General features: G+C 69.7%; 24 protein-coding genes and 1 tRNA gene. 12 read left to right on the top strand and 13 right to left on the bottom strand.

Going from position 1 to position 25,529, the window contains the following annotated elements; all coding sequences use genetic code 11:
• Nucleotide 1: 1 nt before the first annotated feature.
• On the bottom strand, nucleotides 2-1,432 hold the full coding sequence (gene glmU, locus H9633_RS10570; protein ID WP_071644498.1) for a bifunctional UDP-N-acetylglucosamine diphosphorylase/glucosamine-1-phosphate N-acetyltransferase GlmU: 1,431 nt from the start codon (nucleotides 1,430-1,432) through the stop codon (nucleotides 2-4).
• Nucleotide 1,433: 1 nt separating this feature from the next.
• A tRNA-Gln gene (locus tag H9633_RS10565) sits at nucleotides 1,434-1,505 on the bottom strand.
• A gap of 103 nt (nucleotides 1,506-1,608) precedes the next feature.
• Here H9633_RS10565 and H9633_RS10560 point away from each other — a divergent pair.
• Nucleotides 1,609-2,103, top strand: coding sequence for a MarR family winged helix-turn-helix transcriptional regulator (locus H9633_RS10560; RefSeq protein WP_071644499.1), 495 nt, complete (start codon nucleotides 1,609-1,611; stop codon nucleotides 2,101-2,103).
• Nucleotides 2,104-2,137: 34 nt separating this feature from the next.
• On the top strand, nucleotides 2,138-3,076 hold the full coding sequence (locus H9633_RS10555) for a pseudouridine synthase (protein WP_225211405.1): 939 nt from the start codon (nucleotides 2,138-2,140) through the stop codon (nucleotides 3,074-3,076).
• A gap of 42 nt (nucleotides 3,077-3,118) precedes the next feature.
• Here the strand turns inward: H9633_RS10555 and H9633_RS10550 are convergent, their stop codons facing one another.
• The 4 genes from H9633_RS10550 to H9633_RS10535 all read right to left on the bottom strand — a co-directional run bounded on the left by H9633_RS10550 (nucleotide 3,119) and on the right by H9633_RS10535 (nucleotide 6,459).
• The gene (locus H9633_RS10550; RefSeq protein WP_071644501.1) at nucleotides 3,119-3,778 is read right to left on the bottom strand and encodes a methionine ABC transporter permease; all 660 of its coding nucleotides are present in this window, start codon (nucleotides 3,776-3,778) and stop codon (nucleotides 3,119-3,121) included.
• On the bottom strand, nucleotides 3,778-4,821 hold the full coding sequence (locus tag H9633_RS10545) for a methionine ABC transporter ATP-binding protein (protein ID WP_191713147.1): 1,044 nt from the start codon (nucleotides 4,819-4,821) through the stop codon (nucleotides 3,778-3,780). Before H9633_RS10545 ends, H9633_RS10550 begins: the two co-directional genes overlap by 1 nt.
• Before the next feature lie 99 nt (nucleotides 4,822-4,920).
• The gene (locus tag H9633_RS10540; protein WP_191713146.1) at nucleotides 4,921-5,835 is read right to left on the bottom strand and encodes a MetQ/NlpA family ABC transporter substrate-binding protein; all 915 of its coding nucleotides are present in this window, start codon (nucleotides 5,833-5,835) and stop codon (nucleotides 4,921-4,923) included.
• Nucleotides 5,836-5,907: 72 nt separating this feature from the next.
• Nucleotides 5,908-6,459 carry a MarR family winged helix-turn-helix transcriptional regulator gene (locus tag H9633_RS10535; protein WP_071644504.1) on the bottom strand — a complete coding sequence of 184 codons (552 nt, stop codon included), beginning with the start codon at nucleotides 6,457-6,459 and terminating at the stop codon, nucleotides 5,908-5,910.
• 78 nt (nucleotides 6,460-6,537) lie between these two features.
• Between H9633_RS10535 and idi the strand changes: the two genes are divergently transcribed.
• Genes idi through H9633_RS10505 form a run of 7 tightly spaced genes read left to right on the top strand, consistent with a single transcriptional unit; the run spans nucleotide 6,538 to nucleotide 12,041 of the window.
• Complete coding sequence (idi, locus tag H9633_RS10530) at nucleotides 6,538-7,101, top strand: isopentenyl-diphosphate Delta-isomerase (protein ID WP_191713145.1); 564 nt, start codon at nucleotides 6,538-6,540, stop codon at nucleotides 7,099-7,101.
• On the top strand, nucleotides 7,098-8,144 hold the full coding sequence (locus H9633_RS13050) for a polyprenyl synthetase family protein (protein ID WP_225211404.1): 1,047 nt from the start codon (nucleotides 7,098-7,100) through the stop codon (nucleotides 8,142-8,144). Before idi ends, H9633_RS13050 begins: the two co-directional genes overlap by 4 nt.
• The gene (locus H9633_RS10525) at nucleotides 8,141-9,013 is read left to right on the top strand and encodes a phytoene/squalene synthase family protein (RefSeq protein ID WP_071644507.1); all 873 of its coding nucleotides are present in this window, start codon (nucleotides 8,141-8,143) and stop codon (nucleotides 9,011-9,013) included. The genes H9633_RS13050 and H9633_RS10525 overlap by 4 nt, the downstream gene beginning before the upstream one ends.
• On the top strand, nucleotides 9,010-10,563 hold the full coding sequence (gene crtI / locus H9633_RS10520) for a phytoene desaturase family protein (RefSeq protein WP_191713143.1): 1,554 nt from the start codon (nucleotides 9,010-9,012) through the stop codon (nucleotides 10,561-10,563). Before H9633_RS10525 ends, crtI begins: the two co-directional genes overlap by 4 nt.
• A complete protein-coding gene (locus tag H9633_RS10515) occupies nucleotides 10,560-10,889 on the top strand; it encodes a lycopene cyclase domain-containing protein (RefSeq protein ID WP_191713142.1) in 330 nt (109 codons plus the stop codon). The genes crtI and H9633_RS10515 overlap by 4 nt, the downstream gene beginning before the upstream one ends.
• Nucleotides 10,886-11,194 carry a lycopene cyclase domain-containing protein gene (locus tag H9633_RS10510; protein ID WP_191713141.1) on the top strand — a complete coding sequence of 103 codons (309 nt, stop codon included), beginning with the start codon at nucleotides 10,886-10,888 and terminating at the stop codon, nucleotides 11,192-11,194. The genes H9633_RS10515 and H9633_RS10510 overlap by 4 nt, the downstream gene beginning before the upstream one ends.
• Nucleotides 11,184-12,041, top strand: coding sequence for a prenyltransferase (locus H9633_RS10505; protein ID WP_191713140.1), 858 nt, complete (start codon nucleotides 11,184-11,186; stop codon nucleotides 12,039-12,041). The genes H9633_RS10510 and H9633_RS10505 overlap by 11 nt, the downstream gene beginning before the upstream one ends.
• 19 nt (nucleotides 12,042-12,060) lie before the next feature.
• On the opposite strand, the gene H9633_RS10500 is transcribed toward H9633_RS10505, so the two are convergent.
• From H9633_RS10500 to H9633_RS10480, 5 genes are all read right to left on the bottom strand, one after another.
• A complete protein-coding gene (locus H9633_RS10500; RefSeq protein ID WP_191713139.1) occupies nucleotides 12,061-13,878 on the bottom strand; it encodes an ABC-F family ATP-binding cassette domain-containing protein in 1,818 nt (605 codons plus the stop codon).
• A gap of 70 nt (nucleotides 13,879-13,948) precedes the next feature.
• Nucleotides 13,949-14,962 (bottom strand): hypothetical protein, encoded by a 1,014-nt coding sequence (locus H9633_RS10495; protein ID WP_191713138.1) that lies wholly within the window; start codon nucleotides 14,960-14,962, stop codon nucleotides 13,949-13,951.
• A 114-nt stretch (nucleotides 14,963-15,076) separates the two neighbouring features.
• The gene (locus tag H9633_RS10490) at nucleotides 15,077-16,468 is read right to left on the bottom strand and encodes a threonine/serine exporter family protein (RefSeq protein WP_191713137.1); all 1,392 of its coding nucleotides are present in this window, start codon (nucleotides 16,466-16,468) and stop codon (nucleotides 15,077-15,079) included.
• A 42-nt stretch (nucleotides 16,469-16,510) separates the two neighbouring features.
• Nucleotides 16,511-17,734 (bottom strand): ROK family transcriptional regulator, encoded by a 1,224-nt coding sequence (locus tag H9633_RS10485; RefSeq protein ID WP_191713136.1) that lies wholly within the window; start codon nucleotides 17,732-17,734, stop codon nucleotides 16,511-16,513.
• Entirely contained in the window at nucleotides 17,731-19,260 is a 1,530-nt protein-coding gene (locus H9633_RS10480; RefSeq protein WP_191713135.1) for a sugar ABC transporter ATP-binding protein, read from the bottom strand. Before H9633_RS10480 ends, H9633_RS10485 begins: the two co-directional genes overlap by 4 nt.
• Before the next feature lie 187 nt (nucleotides 19,261-19,447).
• Between H9633_RS10480 and chvE the strand changes: the two genes are divergently transcribed.
• The 3 genes from chvE (at nucleotide 19,448) to mmsB (ending at nucleotide 23,468) form a co-directional block, all read left to right on the top strand.
• On the top strand, nucleotides 19,448-20,602 hold the full coding sequence (gene chvE / locus H9633_RS10475) for a multiple monosaccharide ABC transporter substrate-binding protein (protein ID WP_071644952.1): 1,155 nt from the start codon (nucleotides 19,448-19,450) through the stop codon (nucleotides 20,600-20,602).
• An 89-nt stretch (nucleotides 20,603-20,691) separates the two neighbouring features.
• Nucleotides 20,692-22,248 (top strand): multiple monosaccharide ABC transporter ATP-binding protein, encoded by a 1,557-nt coding sequence (gene mmsA / locus H9633_RS10470; protein ID WP_191713134.1) that lies wholly within the window; start codon nucleotides 20,692-20,694, stop codon nucleotides 22,246-22,248.
• Nucleotides 22,245-23,468, top strand: a complete 1,224-nt coding sequence (mmsB, locus tag H9633_RS10465) for a multiple monosaccharide ABC transporter permease (RefSeq protein ID WP_071644301.1) — start codon at nucleotides 22,245-22,247, stop codon at nucleotides 23,466-23,468. Before mmsA ends, mmsB begins: the two co-directional genes overlap by 4 nt.
• Before the next feature lie 70 nt (nucleotides 23,469-23,538).
• Here mmsB and H9633_RS10460 read toward each other — a convergent pair whose 3' ends face one another.
• Both H9633_RS10460 and H9633_RS10455 read right to left on the bottom strand, forming a co-directional pair.
• On the bottom strand, nucleotides 23,539-24,465 hold the full coding sequence (locus tag H9633_RS10460) for a 4-(cytidine 5'-diphospho)-2-C-methyl-D-erythritol kinase (RefSeq protein WP_191713133.1): 927 nt from the start codon (nucleotides 24,463-24,465) through the stop codon (nucleotides 23,539-23,541).
• Nucleotides 24,465-25,529 (bottom strand): aldo/keto reductase, encoded by a 1,065-nt coding sequence (locus H9633_RS10455; protein ID WP_313480378.1) that lies wholly within the window; start codon nucleotides 25,527-25,529, stop codon nucleotides 24,465-24,467. Before H9633_RS10455 ends, H9633_RS10460 begins: the two co-directional genes overlap by 1 nt.

Here is a 25,529-nt window from a genome sequence, read left to right as displayed (position 1 = left end):
CCTATTCCGCCGATCGTTCGCGGGCCGCCGCATCGGCTGCACCCGTGCCTGCTCTGTTCTTCTCGACCCACCCGTCGATGTTGCGCTGGGGGGCGACGCTCATGGCCAGGGCACCCGCGGGCACGTCCTTGCGGACGACGGCGCCGGCACCTGTCTTCGCACCTGCCCCCAGCCTAACGGGCGCCACGAGCACGGTGTGCGAGCCGGTGTGCACCTCATCGCCGACCACGGTGCGGTGCTTGTTCACGTCGTCGTAGTTCGCGGTGATCGTGCCGGCGCCGAGGTTGACGCCGCGACCGATCGTGGCATCGCCCACGTACGACAGGTGGGGCACCTTGCTGCTCTCGCCGATCTCGGCGTTCTTCGTCTCGACGTACGCGCCGATCTTGCCGCCGGCGCCGAGCACGGTGCCGGGGCGCAGGAACGAGAACGGGCCGACGGTGGCCTTCGCCCCGATCACCGCGAGCGTCGCGTCGGTGCGCTTGACCACCGCGTCCGCGCCGACCTCGCAGTCCACCAGCGTGGTGTCGGGCCCTACGGTGGCGCCTTCGGCGATGACCGTGGCGCGCAGGATCTGGGTGTTCGGGAGGATCGTCACGTCGGGTGCGAGCGTGGCGTCGTCGTCGATCCACGTGGTATCGGGGTCGACGACGGTGACGCCCTCGCGCTGCCAGCGACGCACGATGCGCTGGTTGAGCAGGCGACCGACGAGCGCGAGCTGCGCCCGGTCGTTGACCCCGAACGTCACGGTGACGTCGGAGACGACGGATGCCGCCACGCGGTCACCGTCGCGGCGCAGCAGGCCCGGCACGTCGGTGAGGTACATCTCGCCCTGCGCGTTGTCGACGCCGATCTCGGGCAGGTAGCGGCGCAGGGTCTCGGAGCGGAACGCGTACATGCCGGCGTTGATCTCGCGGACCGACGCCTCGTCGTCGCTGGCATCCTTCTGCTCCACGATGCGGTCGACACCGCCGTCGGCGTCGCGGATCACCCGGCCGTACCCGGTCGGGTCGTCGACGACAGCGGTCATCAGGGTCGCCGGTGCACCCGACGCGCGGTGCTCGTCGAGGAACGACGAGAGCGTCTCGGCGTCGGCGAGCGGGCAGTCGCCCGAGAGCACGAGCACATCGCCGTCGAAGTCGGCGGGCAGCGCGTCGATCGCGACCTGCACGGCGCGGCCGGTGCCGGGCACGTCGTCCTGGTCGACGAAGACCGCGTCGGGGTAATCGGCGGCGAGCGCCGTGACGACCTGCTCGCGCTCGTGGCGCACGACGACCTCGATGTGCGACGCGCCCAGAGACCGGGCCGTGGTGAGCACATGACCGACCAGCGGGCGTCCTGCGATCTCGTGCAGCACCTTGGGTCGGCGGGACTTCATGCGGGTGCCCTGCCCTGCGGCGAGCACGATGATGGCGAGATTGTTCTGCGTCATGCTCCGCCGCCAGGATTCGAACCTGAACTTCACAGCTCCAAAGGCTGTCGTGCTGCCGTTACACCACGGCGGACCACGGCCCTCCGCCTCGCTGGGCGGCGACCGCGGGTCAATTCTGCCACGGCGGACCCGCTCTCCCGTCCGGACGGACGTGACGGGCACAGGATAATGGGGGGATGAGCGAGGCGGATGAGGTCGACCGGATCGTCGGCGCCTGGAACACCCAGCGCCCCGACCTGGACTTCTCACCCCTCGAGGTGCTCTCGCGCATGGACCGCCTCTCACGGCATCTCGACCGCGCCCGGCGCGACGTGTTCCGCCGCAGTGACATCGAGCCGTGGGAGTGGGACGTGCTCTCGGCGCTGCGACGTGCCGGCGCGCCGTTCCAGCTGTCCCCCAAGCAGCTGCTGCAGCAGACCCTGGTCTCCAGCGGCACGATGACCAACCGCATCGATCGTCTGGTGGGACGCCGGTTCGTCCGACGCGAGTCCGACCCTCAGGACGGGCGCAGCGTGCTCGTCACCCTCACCGACGACGGGCGGGTGCGGGTGGATGCCGCGATCACCCGCCTCGTCGACGCCGAGGCCGTGCTACTGCAGGCCCTCCCCCGCACCGACCGCGAGCGGCTGGCCGGCCTGCTGCGCAAGCTGAGCCTGAGCTTCGACTCGTGAGCGCTCCTGTTCCAGGGCGCGGACGCTGATGGCGATGCGCTCCCCGCTGCCGGTGCGCGACGGCGTCGGTGCGACCCGGCTGCATCTGCCGCTGACCGGGCCGTGGCCGACGGTCGGCGCGTACATGGCCGAGCGCTTCTTCCACCTCGAGCCCGAGCGCCTGCTGTCTCGGTTCGACCGCGGTGAGATCGTCGCGAGGGACGGCACGCCCCTCGCGCGCGAGACCCCGCTGGGCGCGCACGAGTTCGTCTGGTACTACCGCGAGCCTCCCATCGAGCGCGAGATCCCGTTCGTCGTGGAGGTGCTGCACCAGGACCGCGACCTGGTCGTGGCCGACAAGCCGCACTTCCTCCCCACGACGCCGGGCGGCAAGTACCTGCAGAACTCGGCCCTGGTGCGGCTGCGCAACCTCCTCGGCATCCCCGAGCTCACCCCGATCCACCGCCTCGATCGGGCGACCGCCGGTGTGCTGATGTTCTCCACCCGCCCCGAGACCCGCGGGGCCTATCAGCTGCTGTTCGAACGGCGACAGGTCGAGAAGGTGTACGAGGCGGTCTCCGCGGTGCCCGAGGGGTGGGACGCGGCATCCCCCGCCCTGGCGGGACGACCGTTCCCGATCGTGTACCGCAACCACATCGAGAAGCTGCGCGCGCACGTGTGCGTGCGGGTCGACGAGGCGCGCGAGCCGAACTCCGAGACGCTCATCGAGCTGCTCGGCTGCGACGACCGGGTCGTGCACACGCTGCTGCGCCCGCATTCCGGACGCATGCATCAGCTGCGGGTGCATCTCGCCTCGCTCGGCGCGGGCATCCTGAACGACGGCTTCTACCCGACGCTGCTTCCCGAGGCGCCGGACGACTTCACGCGGCCGCTGCAGCTGCTCGCGCGCGAGCTGCGCTTCGTCGATCCGCTGACCGGGGCCCCGCGCGAGTTCCTCACGCGCCGGGTCCTGCAGGACGCCCCGCGCGGCTGACGCCGTGCTCGGCCGCTCTCGGCCGCTCGCGGCCGCGTCGTGTCAGCGCCGCATGATCCGCCGGGCGAGGTACGTGCCGAGCGACTGCGCGAAGTGCACGAACACGACGATCAGCAGCACCGCCGCCCACATCACGACCGGCTCGAACTGGCGACGCCCGTACGTGAGGGCGAAGTTGCCCAGGCCACCCGCGCCGATGTACCCCGCCATCGCCGTCATGTCGATGAGCGCGACGATGACGAACGTGTAGCCCAGCACGAGCGGGCCCAGCGCCTCCGGGATGACGACGGTGAACAGCGTGCGCCATGGCCCGGCGCCCATCGCGCGCGCGGCCTCGATGACCCCCGGCGAGACCCCGACCAGGTGCTGCTCGACGATGCGCCCGATGGCGAACATCGAGGCGACCACGAGCGCCACGATCGCGGCGTTGGTGCCGATGCCGCTGCCCACGACGAAGCGCGAGAACGGGATCAGCACGGTGATGAGGATCACGAACGGGATCGGCCGGAAGAAGTTGATGAACAGGTTCAGCACGAACGACACGGCGCGGTTCTGCAGCATCCCGCCCGGCCGGGCGAGGTAGAGGCCCACTCCGATCAGGCCGCCGAGGACCCCGCCGAACAGCAGCGTCAGCGACACCATGTACAGCGTCTCGACCGCTGCCTGCCAGAACTCCGGGGCGAGTTCGACGAGACGATCCATCAGCGCTCCTCCTCCCGATCGATGTCGGTCACATCGACCGTGCGACCGATGCCGACGAGCACGTCGTCGATCCGCTTGTGCTCACCACGGATGGCGAGAGTCAGGTGGCCGAACGCCCGCCCGCGGATGTCGTTGATGCCGCCGAACACGAGCTCGAACTCCAGCCCCGCCTCCGCCAGGTCGACGAACAGCTGGGCCTGCGACGGCCCGCCGTCGCGGAACGAGAACGTCACGAGCCGACCGCGGTGGCGCTCGCGCAGCACCGCGCGCTCCGCCGGGGAGGGGATGCCCTTGACCACGGTTCCGACGAAGCGCTGCGATGCCGGATGCCGGGGCGCCGAGAACACCTCGAACACATCCCCCTGCTCGATCACCCGCCCCCGGTCCATGACGGCGACCTTCGTCGCGATCGTCTGGATCACATCCATCTCGTGCGTGATGACCACGATGGTGACGCCCTGCTCCTCGTTGACCCGTTTGAGCAGGGCGAGCACCTCGTGCGTGGTCTCGGGGTCGAGCGCGCTGGTGGCCTCGTCGGCGAGCAGGATGGCGGGTCGGGTCGCGAGGGCGCGGGCGATCCCGACACGCTGCTTCTGACCGCCCGAGAGCTGCTCGGGGTACGAGCGCGCCTTGTCGCTGAGGCCGACGAACGAGAGCAGCTCGGCGACGCGGGCGTCGATGTCGGCCTTGGACCAGCCGGCGAGCTTCAGCGGATACGCGATGTTGGCGCGCACGGTCTTGGCCGAGAAGAGGTTGAACTGCTGGAAGATCATGCCGATGCCGGTGCGGACCGCTCGCAGCTCCCGCTCGGAGAGCGCGGTGACCTCGACGTCGTCGACCGTGATGCGCCCCTCGGTCGCCGGCTCGAGGGCGTTGATGAGTCGCACGAGGGTGGACTTGCCTGCCCCCGAATAGCCGATGATGCCGTAGACGTCTCCCTTCTCGATGTGCAGGGTGACGTCGTCGACCGCGGTGACCTGGTCTCCCGCGCGCTGCGGGGACGGGTATCGCTTCGACACGTTCTCGAGCGAGACGATCGGCATGGGTGCACTCCGGCTTCGGGTGGGAGGAAGGGGCGGGCGCAGCGCCCGGAAACGGAGAATCGGGCAGCGCGCCTCGCACTGCCCGATTCTCTCAGGAGATCAGCTGTTGTCCGCGACGTCTTTCTGGACGGTCGTGAGCGTCTTCGCCAGCTCCTCCTGGGAGAGCTGCACGGTCACACCGGTTCCGCCCGACGACTCGGCGAGGCCCTTCTGCACGGCCTCGTCGGTCTGGAAGATCTCGATGAGCTTCAGGTAGGTCTCGTTGTCGACGTCTTCCGCACGGGAGGCGAAGATGTTCACGTAGGGGGCGGCGGCCGGGTCGGACGCGTCGTCGGTGAACAGCGCGTCGTCGAACTTCAGACCCGCCTCCTCGACGAAGTCGTTGTTGATGATGGCCGCGGCGACATCGGGCAGAGCCTCCGGAGTCAGCGCCGCCTCCAGCGCGGTCACCTTGACCTTGGACTTCGCCTCGTCGATGTCGGAGAGATCGGAGAACGGCGAGCCGCCGTCCTTGAGCTCGATGAGTCCGGCCGATTGCAGAACGAGCAGACCGCGCGCCTGGTTGGAGGCGTCGTCGGGCACGGCGACGGTGTCGCCCTCCGCGATGTCGTCGACGTCGTCGTACTTCGACGAGTACAGGCCGAGCGGGTATGTCTGCGTGGATCCGATGGCCGCCAGATCCTCGCCGGACGCCTCGTTGTACTGGGCGAGGTAGATCACGTGCTGGAACTGGTTGAGGTCGATCTCGCCCTCGGTGAGCGCCGGGTTGGGAAGCTCGTAGGACCCGAAGTCGACGAGCTCGATGTCGATGCCCTCCGCCTTCGCCGCCTTCTCGAACGCGGCCCACTGCGGGTCGCTCTTGCCGACCACGCCGATCTTGACGGTGTCGTCGGCGCCGGCGGATCCGGCGTCTCCCGCGTCGGCGGAGGCGCAGCCGGCGAGACCGGTGACGAGGACGGGCCCCGCGGCGGCCGCGGCGGCGGCCGCGGCGAGGGTGGTGAAGCGGCGGGACATTTTCGGGTTCTTCCTCTCGTGGGGGACTCCGAAAACGTACGCGGCCGCCGGCGCCCACTCAGAATCGGCTCGTCACACAGCGTCACGCTCGGCGGTGGCCGCCATGGCGTCGAAGAAGTCGGCCACCGTGCGGCGCTGCTCCGGGCTGAGCGCGGCGATGACATCGAAGCGCCTGGCGTGCTCGCGACCGACCGTCGCGCGCGCGGCATGGCGGGTCTCCTCGGTCACCTCGATGACCAGGCTGCGGCGGTCGTCGGGGTGCGCGCGACGCACGACATGGCCGCCGCGTTCCAGACGGTCGAGCAGTTTGGTCGTGGAGGCGGCGGAGATGCCGAGCTGCCCCGCCATCGCGCTCGGCGTCATCGGCAGCTTCTGGTTTCCCGCGGCGATCAGCATGCGCAGCGCCCTCATGTCGCTCGCCCCCAGCCGCATGTACCGCTGCGACGCCTCGCTGTTCTCGCGCTCGGCCTGGCGCCAGCGGCGCATGGACTCGAGCACCTCGAGGACGCTCTCCAGGTCCGCCGGGGCGAGATCGCCGGTGCGCACGAGTTCCTGCGCCGGGTCGTTGAGGCGCGGGTCGTGCAGAACCGGAGCCGGCGAACCGGACCGCGTGAGTTTCGGCATGGTGTCGATTTTACGTCCGGATGTGGATATCTCGTGAGTTGAAAGCTAGCCTGTCTAGCGAATACACAGGAGGCCGAAGTGACCCAGTCCCCCGAGCGCGTGATCCTTCTCGACGACGACGGAAATCCCAGCGGCGTCGCCCGCAAGGACGAAGTGCACCATGAGGCGACCCCGCTGCACCTCGCATTCTCCTGCCATGTGCGCGACGACGACGGGCGCCTGCTGCTGACCCGACGGGCGCTGACCAAGCGCGCCTGGCCCGGCACATGGACCAACGCGTTCTGCGGGCACCCGGCGCCGTTCGAGGCGATTCCCGACGCGGTCCAGCGTCGCGCGCAGGAAGAACTGGGTCTGCGCATCGCCGACGTGGAGCTCGAGCTGCCGGACTTCCGCTACCGGGCGGTGGATGCCTCGGGCATCGTCGAGAACGAGATCTGCCCTGTCTACACCGCGCGCGCCGTCGGCGAGCCGGAGCTGAACCCCGCCGAGGTGATGGACGTCCGCTGGGTGAGCCCGGAGGATCTCGCCGCAGCGCTGACCGCGGCACCGTGGGCGTTCAGCCCCTGGCTCGTCCTGCAGGCGCAGCAGCTGTCGGCCACCGCCGGAACCATCCACGCCGCCGCCTGGCGGAGCGTCGCATGAGACTCGAGACGGCCGTGGATCCGCGACTCGACGAGATCATCGACAGATTCTTCGCCGACCGGATCACCCGCGCCGATGACATGGGTGGGCGATACGGCGACCTGTGGCGTCGCGCGGCGGACGCGACCCAGGGCGGCAAGCGCCTGCGGCCCCGGCTGCTGCTGCTCGCCCACGAGAGCCTCGGCGGTGTGGAGGAGGACTCGGCGCTGCGCGCCGCGGCGGCCTTCGAGGTGCTGCACACCGCTCTTCTCCTTCACGACGACGTGCTCGACCGCGACCTCGTGCGCCGCGGGAAGCCGAATCTCGCCGGCAGGTTCGCGGCCGCCGCGCTCGACGACGGCCACGATCCGGACACCGCGATGGCCTGGGGTGAGGCATCAGCCGTGCTGGCCGGCGATCTGCTGATCAGCGGTGCGCACGTGCTCGTCGCCGACATCGCGCATCCGGTGGCCGCGACCCTGCACCGGGTGATCGACGACGCGCTGATCCTGACCGCGGCGGGAGAGCACGCCGATGTGGGTTACGCGAAGGGCGTCATGCGCGCCGAGCAGGCCGACATCCTGAAGATGATCGAGCAGAAGACCGCCGCGTACTCGTTCGCCGCCCCGCTGCGGGTGGGGGCGCTGCTCGCCGGCGCCACCGACCAGGTCGTGGACGCCCTGGACTGGATCGGATCCCGGCTGGGGCTGCTGTACCAGCTGCGCGATGACGCTCTGGGCGTCTTCGGCGCCGAGAGCAGCACGGGCAAGAGCGTCATCGGAGACCTGCGCGAGGGCAAGCGCACCCTGCTCGTCGCGTTCGCGGAGGGCACCGCCGAATGGGAGGCCGTGCGCCCGCTGTTCGGCCGGGCGCCGCTCGACGCGTCCGACGCAGACCGGCTTCGCGCCGCGCTGATCGCCTGCGGCGCGGTCGAGCGGATGCAGCGGGTCATCGACGGAGTGCTGCACGACGTCCTGCATGCGATCGCCATCGCGCCGCTGCCCACGGGGCTGCGCACAGAGCTGGCGCAGATCGCCGAACGCTGCGCGGAGCGGCAGTCGTGAGGGCGGCGAGCGCACTCGACCTCTACACCCGCACGGCGCACGCGGCCTCGGCGCACGTGATCAGCGGGTACTCCACCTCGTTCGGCTACGCGAGCCGCCTGCTGCCGCGCGAGGTGCGCGGCGGCATCGCCGACGTGTATGCGCTCGTCCGCGTGGCGGACGAGATCGTCGACGGCCCGGCCGCGGAGGCGGGACTGCAGCGCCCTGAGGTGCTCGCGATCCTCGACGCCCTGGAACAGGACACCCTGCGCGCCATGGCCTGCGGGTTCAGCGCGAACCTCGTCGTGCACGCGTTCGCCACCACGGCGCGACGGACCGGGATCGGCGCCGACCTCGTGCGGCCGTTCTTCGAGTCGATGCGCATGGACGCCACCGAGCACGCGCGCTTCGATCACGAGCAGTACCGTCGCTACATCCACGGTTCGGCCGAGGTGGTGGGCTCGATGTGCCTTCGGGTGTTCGCCCTCGAGCAGCCGGGATTCACACTCGACGACCGGCTCGAGGAGGGCGCGCGGCGCCTGGGCGCGGCGTTCCAGAAGGTGAACTTCCTGCGCGATCTGGCCGACGACGCGGGGCGGCTGGGCCGCTCGTACATCCCGGGACTGGACCCGCAGACCTTCACCGACCGCGACAAGGCGGCAGTGGTCGACGAGATCGCCGAGGATCTCGCCGTCGCACGCGAGGCGATCGCGCGGCTGCCGCGCGGGTCCCGCCGGGCGACGACAGCAGCGGCCGCGCTCTTCGGTCGCCTCAACGAGCAGCTGCGCGAGACTCCGGCAGCAGCGCTCCGCACCACTCGCGTCTCCGTGCCGCTGGGCCGCAAGCTCGGCATCCTGGCGAACGCGGCAGCAGGAAGGACCACAGTATGAGACGCGCCGTCGTCATCGGCGGAGGCATCTCCGGCCTCGCCACCGCCGCACTGCTCGCTCGGGAGGGCGCGTCGGTCACACTCGTCGAGGCGCGGGACGACCTCGGCGGCCGCGCCGGCAGCTGGGAGTCCGGCGGGTTCCGCTTCGACACCGGCCCCTCGTGGTACCTGATGCCCGAGGTGTTCGATCACTTCTTCCGTCTGCTCGGCACCTCGTCGGCCGAGCAGCTCGACCTCGTGCGACTCGACCCGGCCTACCGGGTCTACTTCGAAGACGACCACGACCCGTTCGACCTGCCCGCCGAGGGCGCACGAGACGCTCTCGTCGCTCTCGATCCGGATGCCGAGCAGCGCCTCGACCGCTACCTCGCCTCCGCGGCGGACACCTACGATCTCGCGACCTCGACGTTCCTGTACAGCACGTACGAGTCGCTGCGTCCGCTGCTCACGCCGCGCACGCTGCGCGGACTCCCGACCCTGACGCGACTGCTCGCGGAGCCCCTCGACCGACGCATCCGGCGCCACAGCCGCGAGCCGCGCGTGCAGCAGGTGCTCGGGTATCCGGCGGTCTTCCTCGGCACCTCGCCCGCCAAGGCGCCAGGCATGTACCACCTGATGAGCCACCTCGACATCGGTCAGGGCGTGCTCTACCCGCGCGGCGGCTTCGCCGCCGTGATCGAGGCCATCGCCCGCGTGGCGAGAGCCGAGGGCGTCGACATCCGCACCGGATGCCGTGCCCGCCGCATCGCGGTCGACGGCGGCGCAGCCACGGGGGTCGACGTCGAGCTCTCGGACGGCACCCGCGAGCACCTGCCCGCGGACGTCGTCGTGTCGACCGCCGACCTGCACGTCACCGAGCAGCAGCTGCTCGACCCCGAGCACCGCACGAGATCGGACCGGTGGTGGGAGGGGCGCGACCCTGGCCCCGGTGCGGTGCTCGCACTGCTCGGCGTGCGCGGAGAGCTGCCGCAGCTGGCGCACCACACGCTGCTGTTCACCAAGGAGTGGGAAGAGGGATTCGACGCGATCTACGGCAGGGGCCGCCGCGGCGAAGGCAAGCGCATCCCCGATCCCGCATCGCTGTACGTCTGCAAGCCGAGCGCGACCGACCGGGTCGCGCCCGACGGTCACGAGAACCTCTTCGTGCTCATCCCCGTGCCCGCGGACACGTCGATCGGCGCCGGGGGCGTCGACGGCGCCGGTGACGAGCGCGTCGAGCGCGCGGCGGACGCGGCGATCGACCAGATCGCCGCCTGGTGCGACATCCCCGACCTCCGGGAGCGCATCGTCGTGCGCCGCACGATCGGCCCCGCCGACTTCGAGAGCGACTTCGGGGCGTGGCGCGGTGGCGCGCTGGGGCCCGCGCACACGCTGCGACAGAGTGCATTCCTGCGCGGCGCCAACACGTCGTCGAAGGTCGACGGGCTGCTGTACGCCGGCGCCACGACCATCCCCGGCATCGGCCTGCCGATGTGCCTGATCAGCGCCGAGCTGGTCGTCAAGCGTCTGCGCGGAGACGTCTCGGCCGGTCCGCTGGCGGAGCCGCTGTGAGCGCGGGCTACCTGATCGCGCTGCTCGTGTCGCTCGCCGGAATGGTGCTGCTCGATGTGCGCCACCGGCTCTTCCTCGGCCGCGATCCGGGACGGGCGGTGCTCGTGCTGCTCATCGGCACCGTGTTCTTCCTGCTCTGGGATCTGGCCGGGATCGGCCTCGGGATCTTCTTCCGTGACGAGGGCGAGTTCGCCACCGGCATCCTGCTCGCCCCCGAGCTGCCGATCGAGGAGCCGATCTTCCTGCTGTTCCTGTGCGAGCTGACCATGGTGCTCGTCTGCGGCGCCCAGAAGGTGCTCGCCGCGCGTCGGAAGGCGGACGCATGAGCTACGTGCTGCTGTGCGCGGGCTTCCTCCTCGCGGCCGGCGCGATCGCGCTGGTGGTGCGCAGGCGCGACCGGATGCCGTCCGCCGCGTCGCTGCTCATCGCGGTGGCCGCTCTCGTGCTGCTCACCGCGGTGTTCGACAATCTGATGATCGCCGTCGGCCTGTTCGACTACTCGAGCGCGCACATCTCGGGCATCCGGATCGGCGAAGCCCCGCTCGAGGACTTCGCCTATCCGCTCGCCGCGGTGATCCTGCTGCCCGCGCTGTGGTCGCGGCTGCGAAGGGAGCGTGCCGATGATCGGTGATCTGCTGGCCGCATCGCGGCCGCTCAGCTGGATCAACACGGCCTACCCGTTCGCGGCCGCGTACCTGCTCGTCGCGGGCACGCTGGACGCCCGCTGGGTGATCGGCACGCTGTTCTTCCTCGTGCCGTACAACCTCGCGATGTACGGGATCAACGACGTGTTCGACTACGCCTCCGACCTCGCGAACCCCCGCAAGGGCGGAGTCGAGGGGGCGCTGCTGTCGCCGCAGCGGCACCGCACGGTCCTGGTGAGCTCAATCGTGCTCAGCGCGCCGTTCGTCGTCGCGCTGATCGTGCTCGGCTCGCCCCTGTCGTGGCTGATCCTGGCGATCAGTCTGTTCGCCGTCGTCGCGTACTCGGCGCCGCCGTTCCGCTTCAAAGAGGTGCCGGTGCTCGACTCGATCACCTCCAGCATCCACTTCGTGAGCCCGGCGGTGTACGGATTCGCGCTCGCCGGCGGGACGGCCACCCCGGGCCTCGTCGCGGTGCTGACCGCCTTCTTCCTCTGGGGTGTGGCGAGCCACGCGTTCGGTGCCGTGCAGGACGTGGTGCCCGACCGCGAGGGGGGCATCTCGTCGATCGCGACGGCTCTGGGCGCCGCTCGCACCGTGCGGCTGGCGCTGGCCTGCTGGGCGGTAGCGGGAGTGCTCATGCTCTTCACCGGGTTGCCCGGTGCGCTCGCCGCCGTGCTGGCGCTGCCGTACCTGTGGGCGGCAGCGCCGTACCATTCGGTGTCGGATGCCGAATCCGGTGCGGCGAACCGCGGCTGGCGGCACTTCCTGTGGATCAACTACGCCTGCGGCTTCGTCGTCACGATGCTGCTGATCTGGTACGCGATCGCGCGGTGATCCAGACCGCGGGCAGAGCTCAGCCGAGCTCTTCGGTGAGCTCGAACCAGCGCAGCTCGAGCTCCTCGACCTCGCCCTGCTGAGCCTGGATCTGCTGCATCCGCTCCCCCAGACCCGTGTAGTCCGCCTGATCGTGATCGGCGAGCGCGTGCCGGGCGCGATCGATCTGGTCGTTGAGCTTCTGCATGCGTCGCTCGAGTGCGGCGATCTCCTTCTCGGCCGCACGGCGCGCGGCCCCGTCCAGTCCGGATGCCTTCGCCGCGGCGCCCGGTGCGCCGGATCCGCCGGTTCCCCCGGCGGATGAGCCCGCCTGCTCCCGCCTCTCCAGATCGCGCAGCCGCAGGTACTCGTCGATCCCGCCGGGGAGGTGCCGCAGCCGTCCGCGCAGCACGGCGTACTGCTGATCGGTGACCCGCTCGAGGAAGTACCTGTCATGGCTGACCACGAGCAGCGTGCCGGGCCACGAGTCGAGGAGGTCCTCGATGGCGGCGAGCATGTCGGTGTCCATGTCGTTGGTCGGCTCGTCGAGGATGAGCACGTTCGGCTGGTCGAGCAGCACGAGCAGCAGCTGCAGTCGGCGCTGCTGGCCGCCCGAGAGATCCCGCACCGGCGTCGACAGCTGCGCCGACGTGAAGCCGAGGCGCTCGAGCAGCTGCCCGGGCGTGAGCTCTGCCGCCTTCGATCCGCTGCCGAACGTGTACGAGGTGCGCAGACCCTCGATGACCGTGCGCACGGGGTCGTTCCAGTGCTGCTCGAGCTCGGAGGTGCGCTGGGTGAGGGTGCGCACCTGCACGGTCTTGCCTCGCTTGACCCGTCCGCTGGTGGGCTCGACGTCACCCGAGACGAGTCCGAGGAGAGTGGACTTGCCGGCGCCGTTGACACCGAGGATGCCGGTGCGCTCACCGGGCGCGATGCGCCACTCGACGTCCTGCAGAACGGTCTTCTCGCCGTACGAGACCCCGGCGTCGAGCAGATCGACCACGTCCTTGCCCAGACGTGACACGGCCAGCGACTGCAGTGAGACGGAGTCGCGGATGGGCGGCACGTCGGCGATCAGGGCGTTCGCGGCATCGATGCGGAACTTCGGCTTGCTCGTGCGCGCGGGTGCTCCGCGGCGCAGCCAGGCGAGCTCCTTGCGGGCGAGGTTCTGCCGCTTCGCCTCGGATGCCGCGGCCATCCGGTCGCGCTCGACGCGCTGCAGGATGTATGCGGCGTAGCCGCCTTCGAACGGCTCGACGATGCGGTCGTGCACCTCCCACGTCGCCGTGCAGATCTCATCGAGGAACCAGCGGTCGTGCGTGACGACCAGCAGCGCGCCGGCGTTCTTCGGCCAGCGGCCCTTGAGGTGCGCCGCGAGCCAGGTGATCGCCTCGACGTCGAGGTGGTTGGTGGGCTCGTCGGCGAAGATCAGATCCCAGTCCTGGATGAGCAGCTGCGCGAGCTGCACACGACGCCGCTGACCGCCCGAGAGCGATCCGATCCGCGCCTCCCATGGCAGGTCGGTCAGGAGCCCCGCGATCACGTCACGGGTGCGGGCGTCGCCGGCCCATTCGTGCTCCAGCCGATCGCCGACGACCGCCTGCCCGATGCTCATGTCGTCGTCGAGGCTGTCCTGCTGCTCCAGCACACCCACACGCAGGCCACCGCGGCGGGTCACCCGTCCCGAATCCGGCACGAGGACACCGGCGAGCAGCTTCATGAGGGTCGACTTGCCGTCGCCGTTGCGACCGACGATGCCGATGCGATCGCCCTCGTCGATTCCGACCGTCACCGCATCGAGGACGACCTTGGTCGGATACTCCAGGTGCAGGGCCTCGGCCCCAAGTAGATGTGCCATCACCTCAAGGCTATGCGGTACCCGTGCCCCCGTCGCCCATCGTCGACGAGCGCGACGGCCTGGAGTCGGATCAAAGGCGCGCTGACGGGTGCGGATGCTCGGGACTGGCGCTCAGGCGCTCGACGAGCGGCATGTGCGATGCGGGAAAGCCCGCCGCCCGGTGCAGCCAGACGAAGGCCATCAGCGCCATGAAGCCGGTCAGGACCTTGTCGATCACCGAGGTCAGGATGTTCGAGGAGAAGGCCGCGGCGATCAACGGCAGCCCCATCGTCACGATCGATTCGGTGACCGTGTCGGAGCCGTGTCCGCTGAGGCCGCCGAAGAGGAAGACGCCGAGAGGGGCGCCGACCAGAGAGCATGCGGTGGCGGCGAGGAGGTTCAGGGCGAAGAAGCGCCCGATCCCGTCGCCCATCCGCCAGCGCCGGACCCCGTATCCCCAGACGAGTGCTCCCGCCAGATTCACGAGGGCGTAGGGGGCGGCACCGGGAGCGCCGACGGCGAAGCCGAGGAGGTTGCCCGCCGTCGCGACGACGGCTCCGTGCCACGGGCCGAGGATGATCGAGGCGGTGGCGGTGCCCGCCATGTCGAGATAGATCGGCAGGTGGAGGGCCTGCACGACCATGATCCCCAGGAGGTTCAAGACGATGCATCCGAGCAGGAGCACGTAAGGGCTCCACCAGCGCGGCTGCTGCGCGCCCGGGAACCGGTCGATGTCAGCCGGTGCGGGCAACGCGACGGGCCGCGCCGTCGGCGCCACGCGCTGTCTGGCGGTCGGCTCCGTCGGCCGTCTGAGCTGCCGGGCGCGCTGCGCCCACCGCTCCACCTCGGCCTCGTCCCCTCCGAGGGCGGTCACGATGTCGCGCAGCAGGTCGGGGTCGATCCGGGTGCGGCCGGCGCGGAACACGTCGTAGACCGTGCTGCGCGCCGGATAGGCGGCCGCCGCGGGAACGCCGCGGGCGACCCGCTGCTCGCCGATCCGCCGTCCGATCTCGGCGTAGGAGATCGGATTCGCCTCTTTGAGGGCGAGAAGGTCGGCGGCGATGCGGTCGAGGGAATCGGGGCCGGCTCCGGTGGCGTCGCTCACGGGTTCCTCCTCGTCGCCGCGATGGGGCGGAAGCCAGCATATCGGCGTCCGCCCCCGCGGCTCCGCGCACGACTCTGCACCTGCGACTCGTCGCCGGCGACTCGACGCCCGCGGCTAGCGGATGCGCCCGCGGCGGCGCACGACACTCTGCAGCGTGTCGCGCACGGGCGCGCCGAGGACGAGGCCGAGGGACGCACCGGATGCCAGGGCCAGTCCCACCGCGCCCGCCTGCAGCAGGTCGGCGAAGCCGAGGATCAGCGAGATCGGGTCGTCCTGCGCCTCGACGATCCCCAGCAGTCCGCGGTACACGACAGAGCCGGGGACCATGGGGACGATGGCGGCGGTGGTCACTGCGATGGACGGCACGTGCAGTCGGTGCGCGATGAGCGTGCCCACGAAACTCGCGATCAGCGCGCCGGCCGCACTGGCGATGGGCACGCCGAACCCGCCGGCCGCGCCCGCGCTGAACCCGCCCCACGCGATCGCGCCGAGCACCGCCGAGACGAGGATCGTGCGCGTCGTCGCGCCGTTCCACACCGCCACGGTCACGGCGATCAGCACGACGCCCGCTACCTGCATCGAGCCGGGGCCGAGTGCCGGCGGCTCGGTCGAGAGCGTGAAGCCGATCCCCAGCCGCTGCGCGAGGGCCACTCCGCCCACGATACCCACGACGACGCCGAGGGTGAGCAGCGCCAGATCCAGGATGCGCCCGCCCGCGGTGAGCGCGAAGCCGTCGATCGCGTCCTGCGCGGCTCCGACGACCGACATCCCGGCGAGCATGAGCACGATCCCGGCGGCGACGATCACGGCGACGCCGGCCTGGTCGAAGGGTGCGACGCCCTGGCTGCGCAGCACGTTCGCGGCTGCGGCGAACGCCGTGACCACCAGCGCCCCTGCCGCCTGCGAGAAGAAGAACGGCACGTGCATCCGGGCCATCCACCGCTGCGTGAGCGCAGCCCCGCACGCGGCGAGGAACGCGATGAGCGTGGTGATCCACGACGCTCCGTAGAGCAGGCAGACGCCGACGGCGAGCAGCCCCTGCGCGAGCACGATCACGGTCGGGCGGTATCGGAAGGGCATGCGCCGGATGGCATGGAAGCGCACCCGCGCCTCGGGCAGGGCCAGCCCCGCCTCGATGTCGACCACGAGCGCCTGCAGCTGCTGCAGCTTCGCGTGGTCGGGAACGGGCGCGCGCACCACGCGGATCGCCGTGAAGGGCGGATCGGACTCGCCGCCCTGGTACGACACGGCGATCGAGTTGAAGGTGATGTCGACATGCACCGGGCGGATGCCGAGCGCGGCTGCCACTCGCGTGGCGGAGAGCACGACCTCGTTCGCTGCCGCGCCGACGGCGATGAGCGACTCCGCGATGCGCATCGCGAGCTCGATCACGCGCCGGGCGTACATCTCGTCGACCGAGAGGATCGCCTGGGTCTCCGGTCGCGATGCGGCGTCGACGCGGATCGCCTCGACCAGACGCATACGCCAGTTCTTCTGGGCAGCCATCACTCCATCCTCACACGCGGCGAAGCCGGCGGGCCTCCAGGATCAGAGCTGCGACGTCGCGGCGGACGGATCGTTCAGCACGGCCTCGAAGGCCAGCTCGGCGGGCGCGATCTGCATGAGGTGCGAGCGCATGCGGGCGCGCTCGAGTCGCACAGTGCGACCCTCCGACCCCACCGGATGCAGGCGCACCGCCTCGGAGAGCCGCTCGCGGCTGGTGGCCAGCAGCACGCCCAGGTAGCCGGAGAGCACGACCATCTCGGGAGCGAACGCGTTGACGAAGTTCGTCAGCGCCACCGAGAGCACATCGACCTGCCTGGCGACCTCGGCGAGCACGACCGGGTCGCGCGCGACGCTCAGCTCGATGTCGAGCTCGTCCTCGTCGAGTCCCCGGCGGCCGAGAAGCGCGAGCACGGTGGCGGGGTTCACCTCCACCTGCAGGCATCCGCGCCGCCCGCAGCTACACAGGGCGCTGGAGGGGTTGACCACGGTGTGACCGAATTCGCCGGCGAAGCCGGAGGTGCCCCGCAGCAGTGATCCATCGATCACGAGGCCGCCGCCGATGCCGCTCATCGACCCGCTCAGGTAGAGCACGTTGCGCACCCCGCGGGCCACACCGAAGCGCGTCTCGGCCATCGCGCCCACGCTCGCATCGTTGCCCACGGCCACGGGCATCCGAAGCACGTCGCTGAGACGATGCGCGAGCTGCTCGCGCCGCCAGCTCAGCGGCGGCGAGAGCAGCACCGTGCCCCGCGAGTCGACGAGCCCCGGCACCGCGACCCCGGCGCCGACCAGCCGGTAGTGACGATCGATGTCGGCCCGCATCCCGTCGACGAGCGAGGCCACCACGTGCGCGAACCGCCGCGGGCTCGGCGGGGATGCCAGATCGTGCCGCACCCGCGAGTGCACCGCCGATCCGAGCCCGACCAGCGCCACGGAGATCGCGCGTGGATCGACGACGATGCTCAGCGCCACGACGTCGTCGTCGGCGGCGACGCCGAGGGACGGACGCCCGACGCGCCCGGTGGGTTTGACCGACTCCTCCCGCACCAGGCGCAGATCCAGCAGCTCCTGCACGAGAGCGGTCACCGTCGAGCGGTTCAGCCCCGTGACGGCACCGATCTCGGATCGCGACTGCGCACCGGCGGCATGCACGAGGTGCAGCACCGCGGAGAGGTTCTGCGCCCGCACGTCCTCGTTCGTCGTGCGCGTCACGGCGACAGGTGCGGGCGATGCTCCGCGGCCGACCGCGGGGAGGTCGTCGATCATGCTCGTTCGACCGCCATGTGCGACATGAGCAGCTCCTGGGTGGCATCGCGTCGCGCGATCTCGGCGGTGATCCGCCCATGCGCGAGGGTGTAGATGCGGTCGGAGAGCCCGATGACCTCGGGCAGCTCCGACGAGATGACGATGATCGCCTTGCCCTGCGCCGCCAGCTCGTTGATGAACCCGTAGATCTCGTACTTCGCGCCCACGTCGATCCCTCGGGTCGGCTCGTCGAGGATGAGGACGTCCGGGTTGGTGAAGATCCACTTCGACAGGACGATCTTCTGCTGGTTCCCGCCGGAGAGCACTCCCGTCCGCGACGCGACGCTCGGCGCCTTGATGTTGAGCTTGTACCGGTACGCCTCGGCGACCTTGCGCTCGCGCACGTCGTCCACGAGTCCGTGCTCGGAGAGTCGTCCCAGCGCTGCCGCGGACACGTTCGACTGCACGCTGGCGAGCAGGTTGAGCCCGTCGCGTCGACGGTCCTCAGGGGCGTAGACGATGCCGTTGCGGATCGCCTCGCGCACCGAGCGCAGCTCGATGGGCTGCCCGCGCTTGTATGCCGCTCCGGTGATGACCGAGCCGTACGATCTGCCGAACACGCTCATCGCAAGCTCCGTGCGCCCTGCTCCCATGAGCCCCGCGATCCCGATGATCTCCCCGGAGCGCACGGTCAGATGCACGTCGTCGACGACGACGCGGGTGGGGTCGGCCGGATGGTGGACGGTCCAGTTCTCGAGCCGGAAGAGCTCTTCGCCGATGTCGGGCTCGCGCGGCGGGAACAGGTCGTCCAGCGGCCGACCCACCATCGCGCGGATGATCCGCCGCTCGTCTGTCTCCGGATCGTCGGTGCGCATCGTCTCGATCGTCGCCCCGTCACGGATGACGGTGATGCGGTCAGCGACCCGCAGCACCTCGTGGAGTCGATGCGAGATGAGCACGCAGGTGATGCCCTGGGCGCTCAGCTGCTGCACGAGCGCCAGCAGCCGGTCGGAATCGTCCCGGCCGAGCGCCGCAGTGGGCTCGTCGAGGATCAGCAGGCGCACGTCCTTGGCGAGCGCCTTCGCGATCTCGACGAGCTGCTGCTTGCCGATGCCGAGGTCGCCGGTGCGCGCGGCGGGGCTCTCGTCCAGGCCGACGCGCGCCATCACCGCGGCCGCGCGCCGATTCGCGGCATCCCGGTCGAGCAGCCCGTGGCGGGTGACCTCGTTGCCGAGGAAGATGTTCTCGGCGACTGTGAGCTGCGGCACGACCGCCAGCTCCTGGTGCACGATGACGATCCCCTCGGCTTCGCTGTCGGCGAGGGAGCGGAACGCGACCTGGCGGCCCTCGAGCTCGATCGTCCCCTCGAAGCTGCCGTGCGGGTGGACGCCGCTGATGATCTCCATCAGCGTGGACTTGCCGGCGCCGTTCTCGCCGCAGATCGCGTGCACCTCGCCACGGTGGACGTCGATGGAGACGCCGGAGAGCGCGACGACGCCGCGGAATCGCTTCGTCACGCCCGTCATCCGCAGAAGCGGTTCAGCCATCGAGATCACCTCTGCGTTGCTCGGCTTCCGGAATGATATCGAATCGGTTAATTTGTTCGCAGGCGCCACAGATTTATTTGTCCGCAGGCACCTCAATATGCAATGCTCCGAGAGCGGCGTCAGCGCCTCCCGGAGACGACAGTGCAGTCCGCCGCATCAAGCCACCTTTCGAGGAAGAGAGATCGCAATGAGAAACACCGTCCTGCGCACCTTCGCGGCCACCGGCGCCTTCGCCCTGGCTCTGGGTCTTGCCGCATGCTCCAGCAGCGCCGAGCCGGGCTCCGGCTCCGGCGGTGACGGCGCCGCAGAGGACATCCTCGTCGGCGTCGCCATGCCGACCGAGACCTCCGAGCGCTGGATCGCCGACGGCGACGCCGTCAAGTCCCAGCTCGAGGAGCTCGGCTACGAGGTCGACCTCCAGTTCGCGAACGACGACATCCCGCGTCAGCAGCAGCAGCTCGACCAGATGATCACCAACGGCGCCGACATCCTCATCGTCGCGTCGATCGACGGCACCGCGCTGGCGACCCAGCTCGACAACGCCGCCAGCAAGGGCATCCCGGTCATCGCCTACGACCGGCTGATCAACGGCACCAAGAACGTCGACTTCTACGTCACGTTCGACAACTACAACGTCGGCGTGCAGCAGGCGCAGAGCCTGCTGCAGGGTCTCGGATACCTCGACGCCGACGGCAAGGAGACCGACCTCGCCGACAAGAAGATCATCGAGGTGTTCGCCGGTTCGCCCGACGACAACAACGCCGGATTCTTCTTCGACGGCGCGATGGACACCCTGAAGCCCTACCTCGACGACGGTCGCCTGACCATCGGCTCGGGCCAGAAGGACTTCGACACCGTGTCGACGCTGCGCTGGGACCCGGCCGTCGCGCAGAAGCGCATGGAGGACCTGCTGACCAGCACCTACGACGGCGGCTCGAAGCAGCTCGACGGTGTGCTCTCCCCCTACGACGGACTGTCGCGCGGCATCATCACCGCCCTCGAGAACGCGGGCTACGGCTCGACCATCGAGGCGGGCCTGCCGGTCGTCTCCGGTCAGGATGCGGAGATCGCCTCGGTGAAGATGATCGCCGACGGCGTGCAGTACGCCACCATCTTCAAGGACACCCGCAAGCTGGCCTCCCAGGCCGTGACCGCTGCGGAGTCCTTCGCCGACGGTGACAAGCCCGAGGCGAACGACACCGAGACCTACGACAACGGCGAGAAGGTCGTCCCGTCGTTCCTGCTCGAGTCCGACATCGTCGTCAGCGACAACATCCAGTCCCTGCTGATCGACTCGGGCTACTGGACCGAGGCCGAGGTCGCAGCCGGCGTCGCCGAGTAATCACTCGCACGAATACCACGGGGTTCGCCGCGCACCATGAGCGGCGCGGCGGACCCCGTGGGTCCGCGCTTCCAGAGACAGGAGCACCGATGTCCGACGTCATCCTCGAGATGCGCAACATCACCAAGAACTTCCCCGGCGTCAAGGTTCTCAAGAGCGTGAACCTCAGCGTCGAGCGTGGCCGGATCCACGCCATCTGCGGCGAGAACGGCGCCGGCAAGTCCACCCTCATGAAGGTGCTGTCGGGCGTCTACCCGCACGGCACGTACGAGGGCGACATCATCTTCGACGGCGCCCCACAGGAATTCGGAGCCATCAAGGACTCCGAGCGCGCCGGCATCGTCATCATCCACCAGGAGCTGGCTCTCGTGCCCTACCTCTCGGTGGCCGAGAACATCTTCCTCGGCAACGAGATCCTCGGTCGCGGCGGCCTCATCGACTGGCACGAGGTCAACGCCCAGGCCGCCGAGCTGCTGGCTCGCGTGGGCCTGAACGAGAACCCGACGACGATCGTCGGGCAGCTCGGTGTCGGCAAGCAGCAGCTCATCGAGATCGCCAAGGCGCTCACGAAGGACGTCAGCCTGCTCATCCTCGACGAGCCGACAGCCGCACTGAACGACACCGACTCCGAGCACCTGCTGAGCCTGCTGCGCGACCTGCGCGATCAGGGCATCACCAGCATCATCATCAGCCACAAGCTGGGCGAGATCGTCGACATCGCCGATTCGACGACCATCATCCGCGACGGCGAGACGATCGAGACGATCGACATGCACGGGCCGGACGCCACCCAGGACCGCATCATCCGCGGCATGGTCGGGCGCTCCCTCGACAGCCGCTTCCCGGAGCGCACGCCCGACATCCACGAGGAGATCTTCCGCGTCGAGAACTGGTCTGTCATGCATCCGACGCAGGCCGGTCGCGTCGTCGTCGACAAGGCGTCGCTGTCGGTGCGCGCGGGCGAGATCGTCGGCATCGCCGGGCTGATGGGCGCCGGACGCACCGAGTTCATGATGAGCGTCTTCGGCCGCAGCTACGGCCGAGACGCCTCGGGCAAGGTGTTCATGCGAGGCAGGGAGATCTCCACCCGGACCGTGCGCGAGGCGATCGACAACGGACTCGCCTACGTGTCGGAGGATCGCAAGCAGTACGGCCTCAACCTGATCACGGACATCAAGACGAACATCTCGTCCTCGGCTCTGGGCAAGCTCGTCACCGGCGGCGTCTTCGTCGACGGCAACGAGGAGATCAAGGTCGCCGACCAGTATCGTCGCGACCTGAACATCAAGTCGCCGACAGTCGCGCAGGTCGTCGGCAATCTGTCCGGCGGCAACCAGCAGAAGGTCGTCCTCGCGAAGTGGCTGTACACCGACCCGGACGTCCTGATCCTCGACGAGCCCACCCGCGGCATCGACGTGGGCGCCAAGTACGAGATCTACGAGATCATCAACGCGCTCGCCGCCGCGGGCAAGGCCGTGATCGTGGTCTCGAGCGAGCTTCCCGAGCTCCTCGGCCTCTCGGACCGCGTTTACACCCTCGCCTACGGGCGCATCACCGGTGAGCTTCCCGTCGCCGAGGCGACCCAGGAGAAGCTCATGTCGCTCATGACCATCGAACCCAACTCCACGAAGGAGGCAGCAGCGTGAACAACGTCTTCACCGAGGTGAAGGACCTGCTGACGCAGAACCTGCGCACGTCCGGCATCTACATCGCGTTCATCGCGATCGTCGCGATCTTCACGATCACCACCGGCGGCAAGCTGCTCTCGCCCGAGAACGTGACGAACATCGTCCTGCAGAACGCTCACATCCTGATCATGGCCCTCGGCATGATCCTCGTGATCGTCGGCGGCCACATCGACCTGTCGGTCGGCTCGGTGCTCGCGTTCGCCTCAGCGGTCTCGGCCGTGCTCGTCATCAAGAACGGCATGCCCTGGTGGGTCGGCATCATCGCCGCCATCGTCGTCGGCATCATCGTCGGCGTCTGGCAGGGCTTCTGGGTGGCGATCGTCGGCATCCCGGCGTTCATCGTCACGCTGGCCGGCATGCTGCTGTTCCGCGGCCTGACCTGGCTGGTGCTGAACAACGTGTCCCTCTCGCCGTTCTCGCAGGAGTACCGCAACGTCGCCAGCGGCTTCCTCGACAGCCTGTTCGGCTCGATCACCATCGGACAGGGCCAGGGGCTCAAGGCTTTGCCGCAGACCGTCGACATCTTCACGCTGGTCATCGGGCTCGTCGCCGTGGTCGGACTCGTCGTCAGCTCGCTGCGCACCCGTCGTGCACGTCAGGGATACAACCAGCCGGTCGAGTCCGCGTTCCTGTTCATCCTCAAGCTCGTCGTCGTGTCGGCCGTGCTGCTCGCCTTCGCCTGGGCGCTCGCGTACAACCGCGGCTTCCCGATCGTGCTGATCATCGTGGCGGTGCTGATCCTCGTGTACCAGGTCGTCACCAACCGCACCGTGTTCGGTCGTCACGTCTACGCCGTCGGCGGCAACCTCTCGGCGGCGCGCCTGTCGGGCGTGAACGTCAAGAGCGTGAACTTCTGGATCTTCGTGAACATGGGCTTCCTCACCGGCATCGCCGCCGCGGTGTTCTCGTCGCGCTCCAACGGCGCCCAGCCGGGCATGGGGAACATGTTCGAGCTCGACGTGATCGCGGCCTGCTTCATCGGCGGCGCCTCGACCATGGGCGGTGTCGGCCGGGTGGGCGGCGCGCTCGTCGGCGGTCTGGTGATGGCCGTGATGTCCAACGGCATGCAGCTGATGGGCGTGCCGCAGGCCGCTCAGCAGATCGTCAAGGGTCTCGTGCTGCTGCTCGCGGTCGCGTTCGACATCTACAACAAGCGTCGCGCCGGCACCGTCCGCTGACCTGCCGCATGAGAGAGGGATCCGTCCGATCGGGCGGATCCCTCTTCGCGTCTCACCCCACGGGTTCGCGTCACCCCACGAGTCGGGCGCCGGGCACCGGACCGTGCACGTGCAGGGCGCGCCGGCCGGTGCCGAGCAGCTGATCCTGCACCGCACGCGCGTGCTCCGGGCTCTCGCACAGCAGGGCGATGGTCGGTCCGGAGCCGGAGACGAGGCCGCCGAGCGCGCCGAAGCGGATGCCGTCGATGAGCGTGGCCCCGAGATCGGGTCGGTCGATCACGGCCGCGGCCTCGAGGTCGTTGAGCAGGGCAGGTGCCAGCTCCCTGGCGTCACCGGCCCGCAGCGCGTGCAGCACGGCGAGCGGCACGTCGAGCGACATCGGCGGGTCGTCGGCCACGGCGCCCTCCTGCGCGCGCAGCTGGTCGAGCCGGCCGTACACCTCCGGGGTGGACAGGCCCTGCTCGCTGAGCACGAGCACCCAGTCGAAGCGTCCCCTGGCGAGCGCCGGGGTCAGCTCGTCGCCGCGGCCCGCTCCCACGGCGGTGCCGCCGTGCAGGGCGAACGGCACGTCGGCGCCGAGACGCGCGGCGAGGGCGTGCAGGCGATGCGCACCCAGCTCGGTGCCCCACAGGGCGTCGCACGCGACGAGTGCGGCGGCCGCATCCGCAGAGCCGCCGCCCATGCCCCCGGCCACGGGCACGCCCTTGCGGATGCGCAGGTGCACCCCGGCATCCACCCCCGCGGTCTGCGCGAGCAGCTTGGCCGCCCTCATCGCGAGATTGCGGTCGTCGAGGGGGACGCCCGAGACGTCCACCTCGCCGTCGACCTCGAGGGTGAAGCCGGCAGCCGCCGATGCGTACACGTCCTCGTACAGCGACACGGCCTGGAAGACGGTGGCCAGGGAGTGATAGCCGTCGTCATGCCGCGGACCGACGCCCAGGTAGACGTTGATCTTGCCGGGAGCCCTGACGTGCACGGCATCCGGCCTCTGCCCCATCACAGCTCCGACGACACGGACCAGAGGTTGACGTCGATGCCGTGCGCGATCGCGTCGATCGACGTGAGCTCGTCATCGGTGAATGCCGGGCCGTCGACGGCCGCGATGTTCTCGTCGATCTGCTCGGGCCGCGAGGCGCCGATCAGCGCCGAGACGACGACGGGATCGCGCAGGGTCCACTGCAGCGCCATCTGAGCGAGCGTCTGTCCGCGGTCGGCGGCGATGTCGTTGAGCCCGCGCAGCACCGCGAGTCCCTCGTCGGACACCGGACGGTCCGGCATCGAGCGGCGCTTCTGCGCACGGTCGGCGGTGCCGTCGCCGAGGTACTTGTCGGTGAGCAGCCCCTGGGCCAGCGGCGTGAAGGCGATCGCGCCCATGCCGGCCGCTCTCAGGGTGTCGGTCAGGCCGTCCTCCACCCAGCGGTTGAGGATCGAGTACGACGGCTGGTGGATCACCAGGGGGGTGCCGAGATCGCGTGCCACGGCGAGCGCGGCCTCGGTGCGCTCGGCGCTGTACGACGAGATGCCGACGTAGAGCGCCTTGCCCTGTCGCACCAGCGTGTCGAGTGCGCCGATGGTCTCCTCGACCGGGGTGACCGGGTCGACGCGGTGCGAGTAGAAGATGTCGACGTAGTCCAGGCGCATGCTCGTGAGCGATCGCTCCGCGCTGGCGAGGATGTACTTGCGGCTGCCGAGATCGCCGTACGGGCCCGGCCACATGTCCCAGCCCGCCTTCGACGAGATGATCAGCTCGTCCCGGTACGGTGCGAGATCCTCCGACATGATGCGGCCGAAGTTCTTCTCGGCCGAGCCGTAGGGAGGTCCGTAGTTGTTGGCGAGGTCGAAGTGCGTGATCCCGCTGTCGAAGGCGTGACGCAGCAGCGCGCGCTGGTTGTCGAGCGGGATGTTGTCGCCGAAGTTCCACCACAGGCCGAGCGAGATCGGCGGCAGGTAGAGGCCGCTCGCTCCGACCTGACGGTAGGCGAAGCGCTGGTACCGCTCAGCGGCCGCAGCATACGGTCGGTGGATCTCAGGAACGTCGGGGTTGAAGCGCGGTTCGGTCAC

Source organism: Microbacterium commune, assembly GCF_014836945.1.
Classification (GTDB): Bacteria; Actinomycetota; Actinomycetes; order Actinomycetales; family Microbacteriaceae; genus Microbacterium; species Microbacterium commune.
The sequence above is the reverse complement of the archived record's forward strand: the minus strand, read 5'-3'. Positions and strand labels throughout refer to the sequence as shown.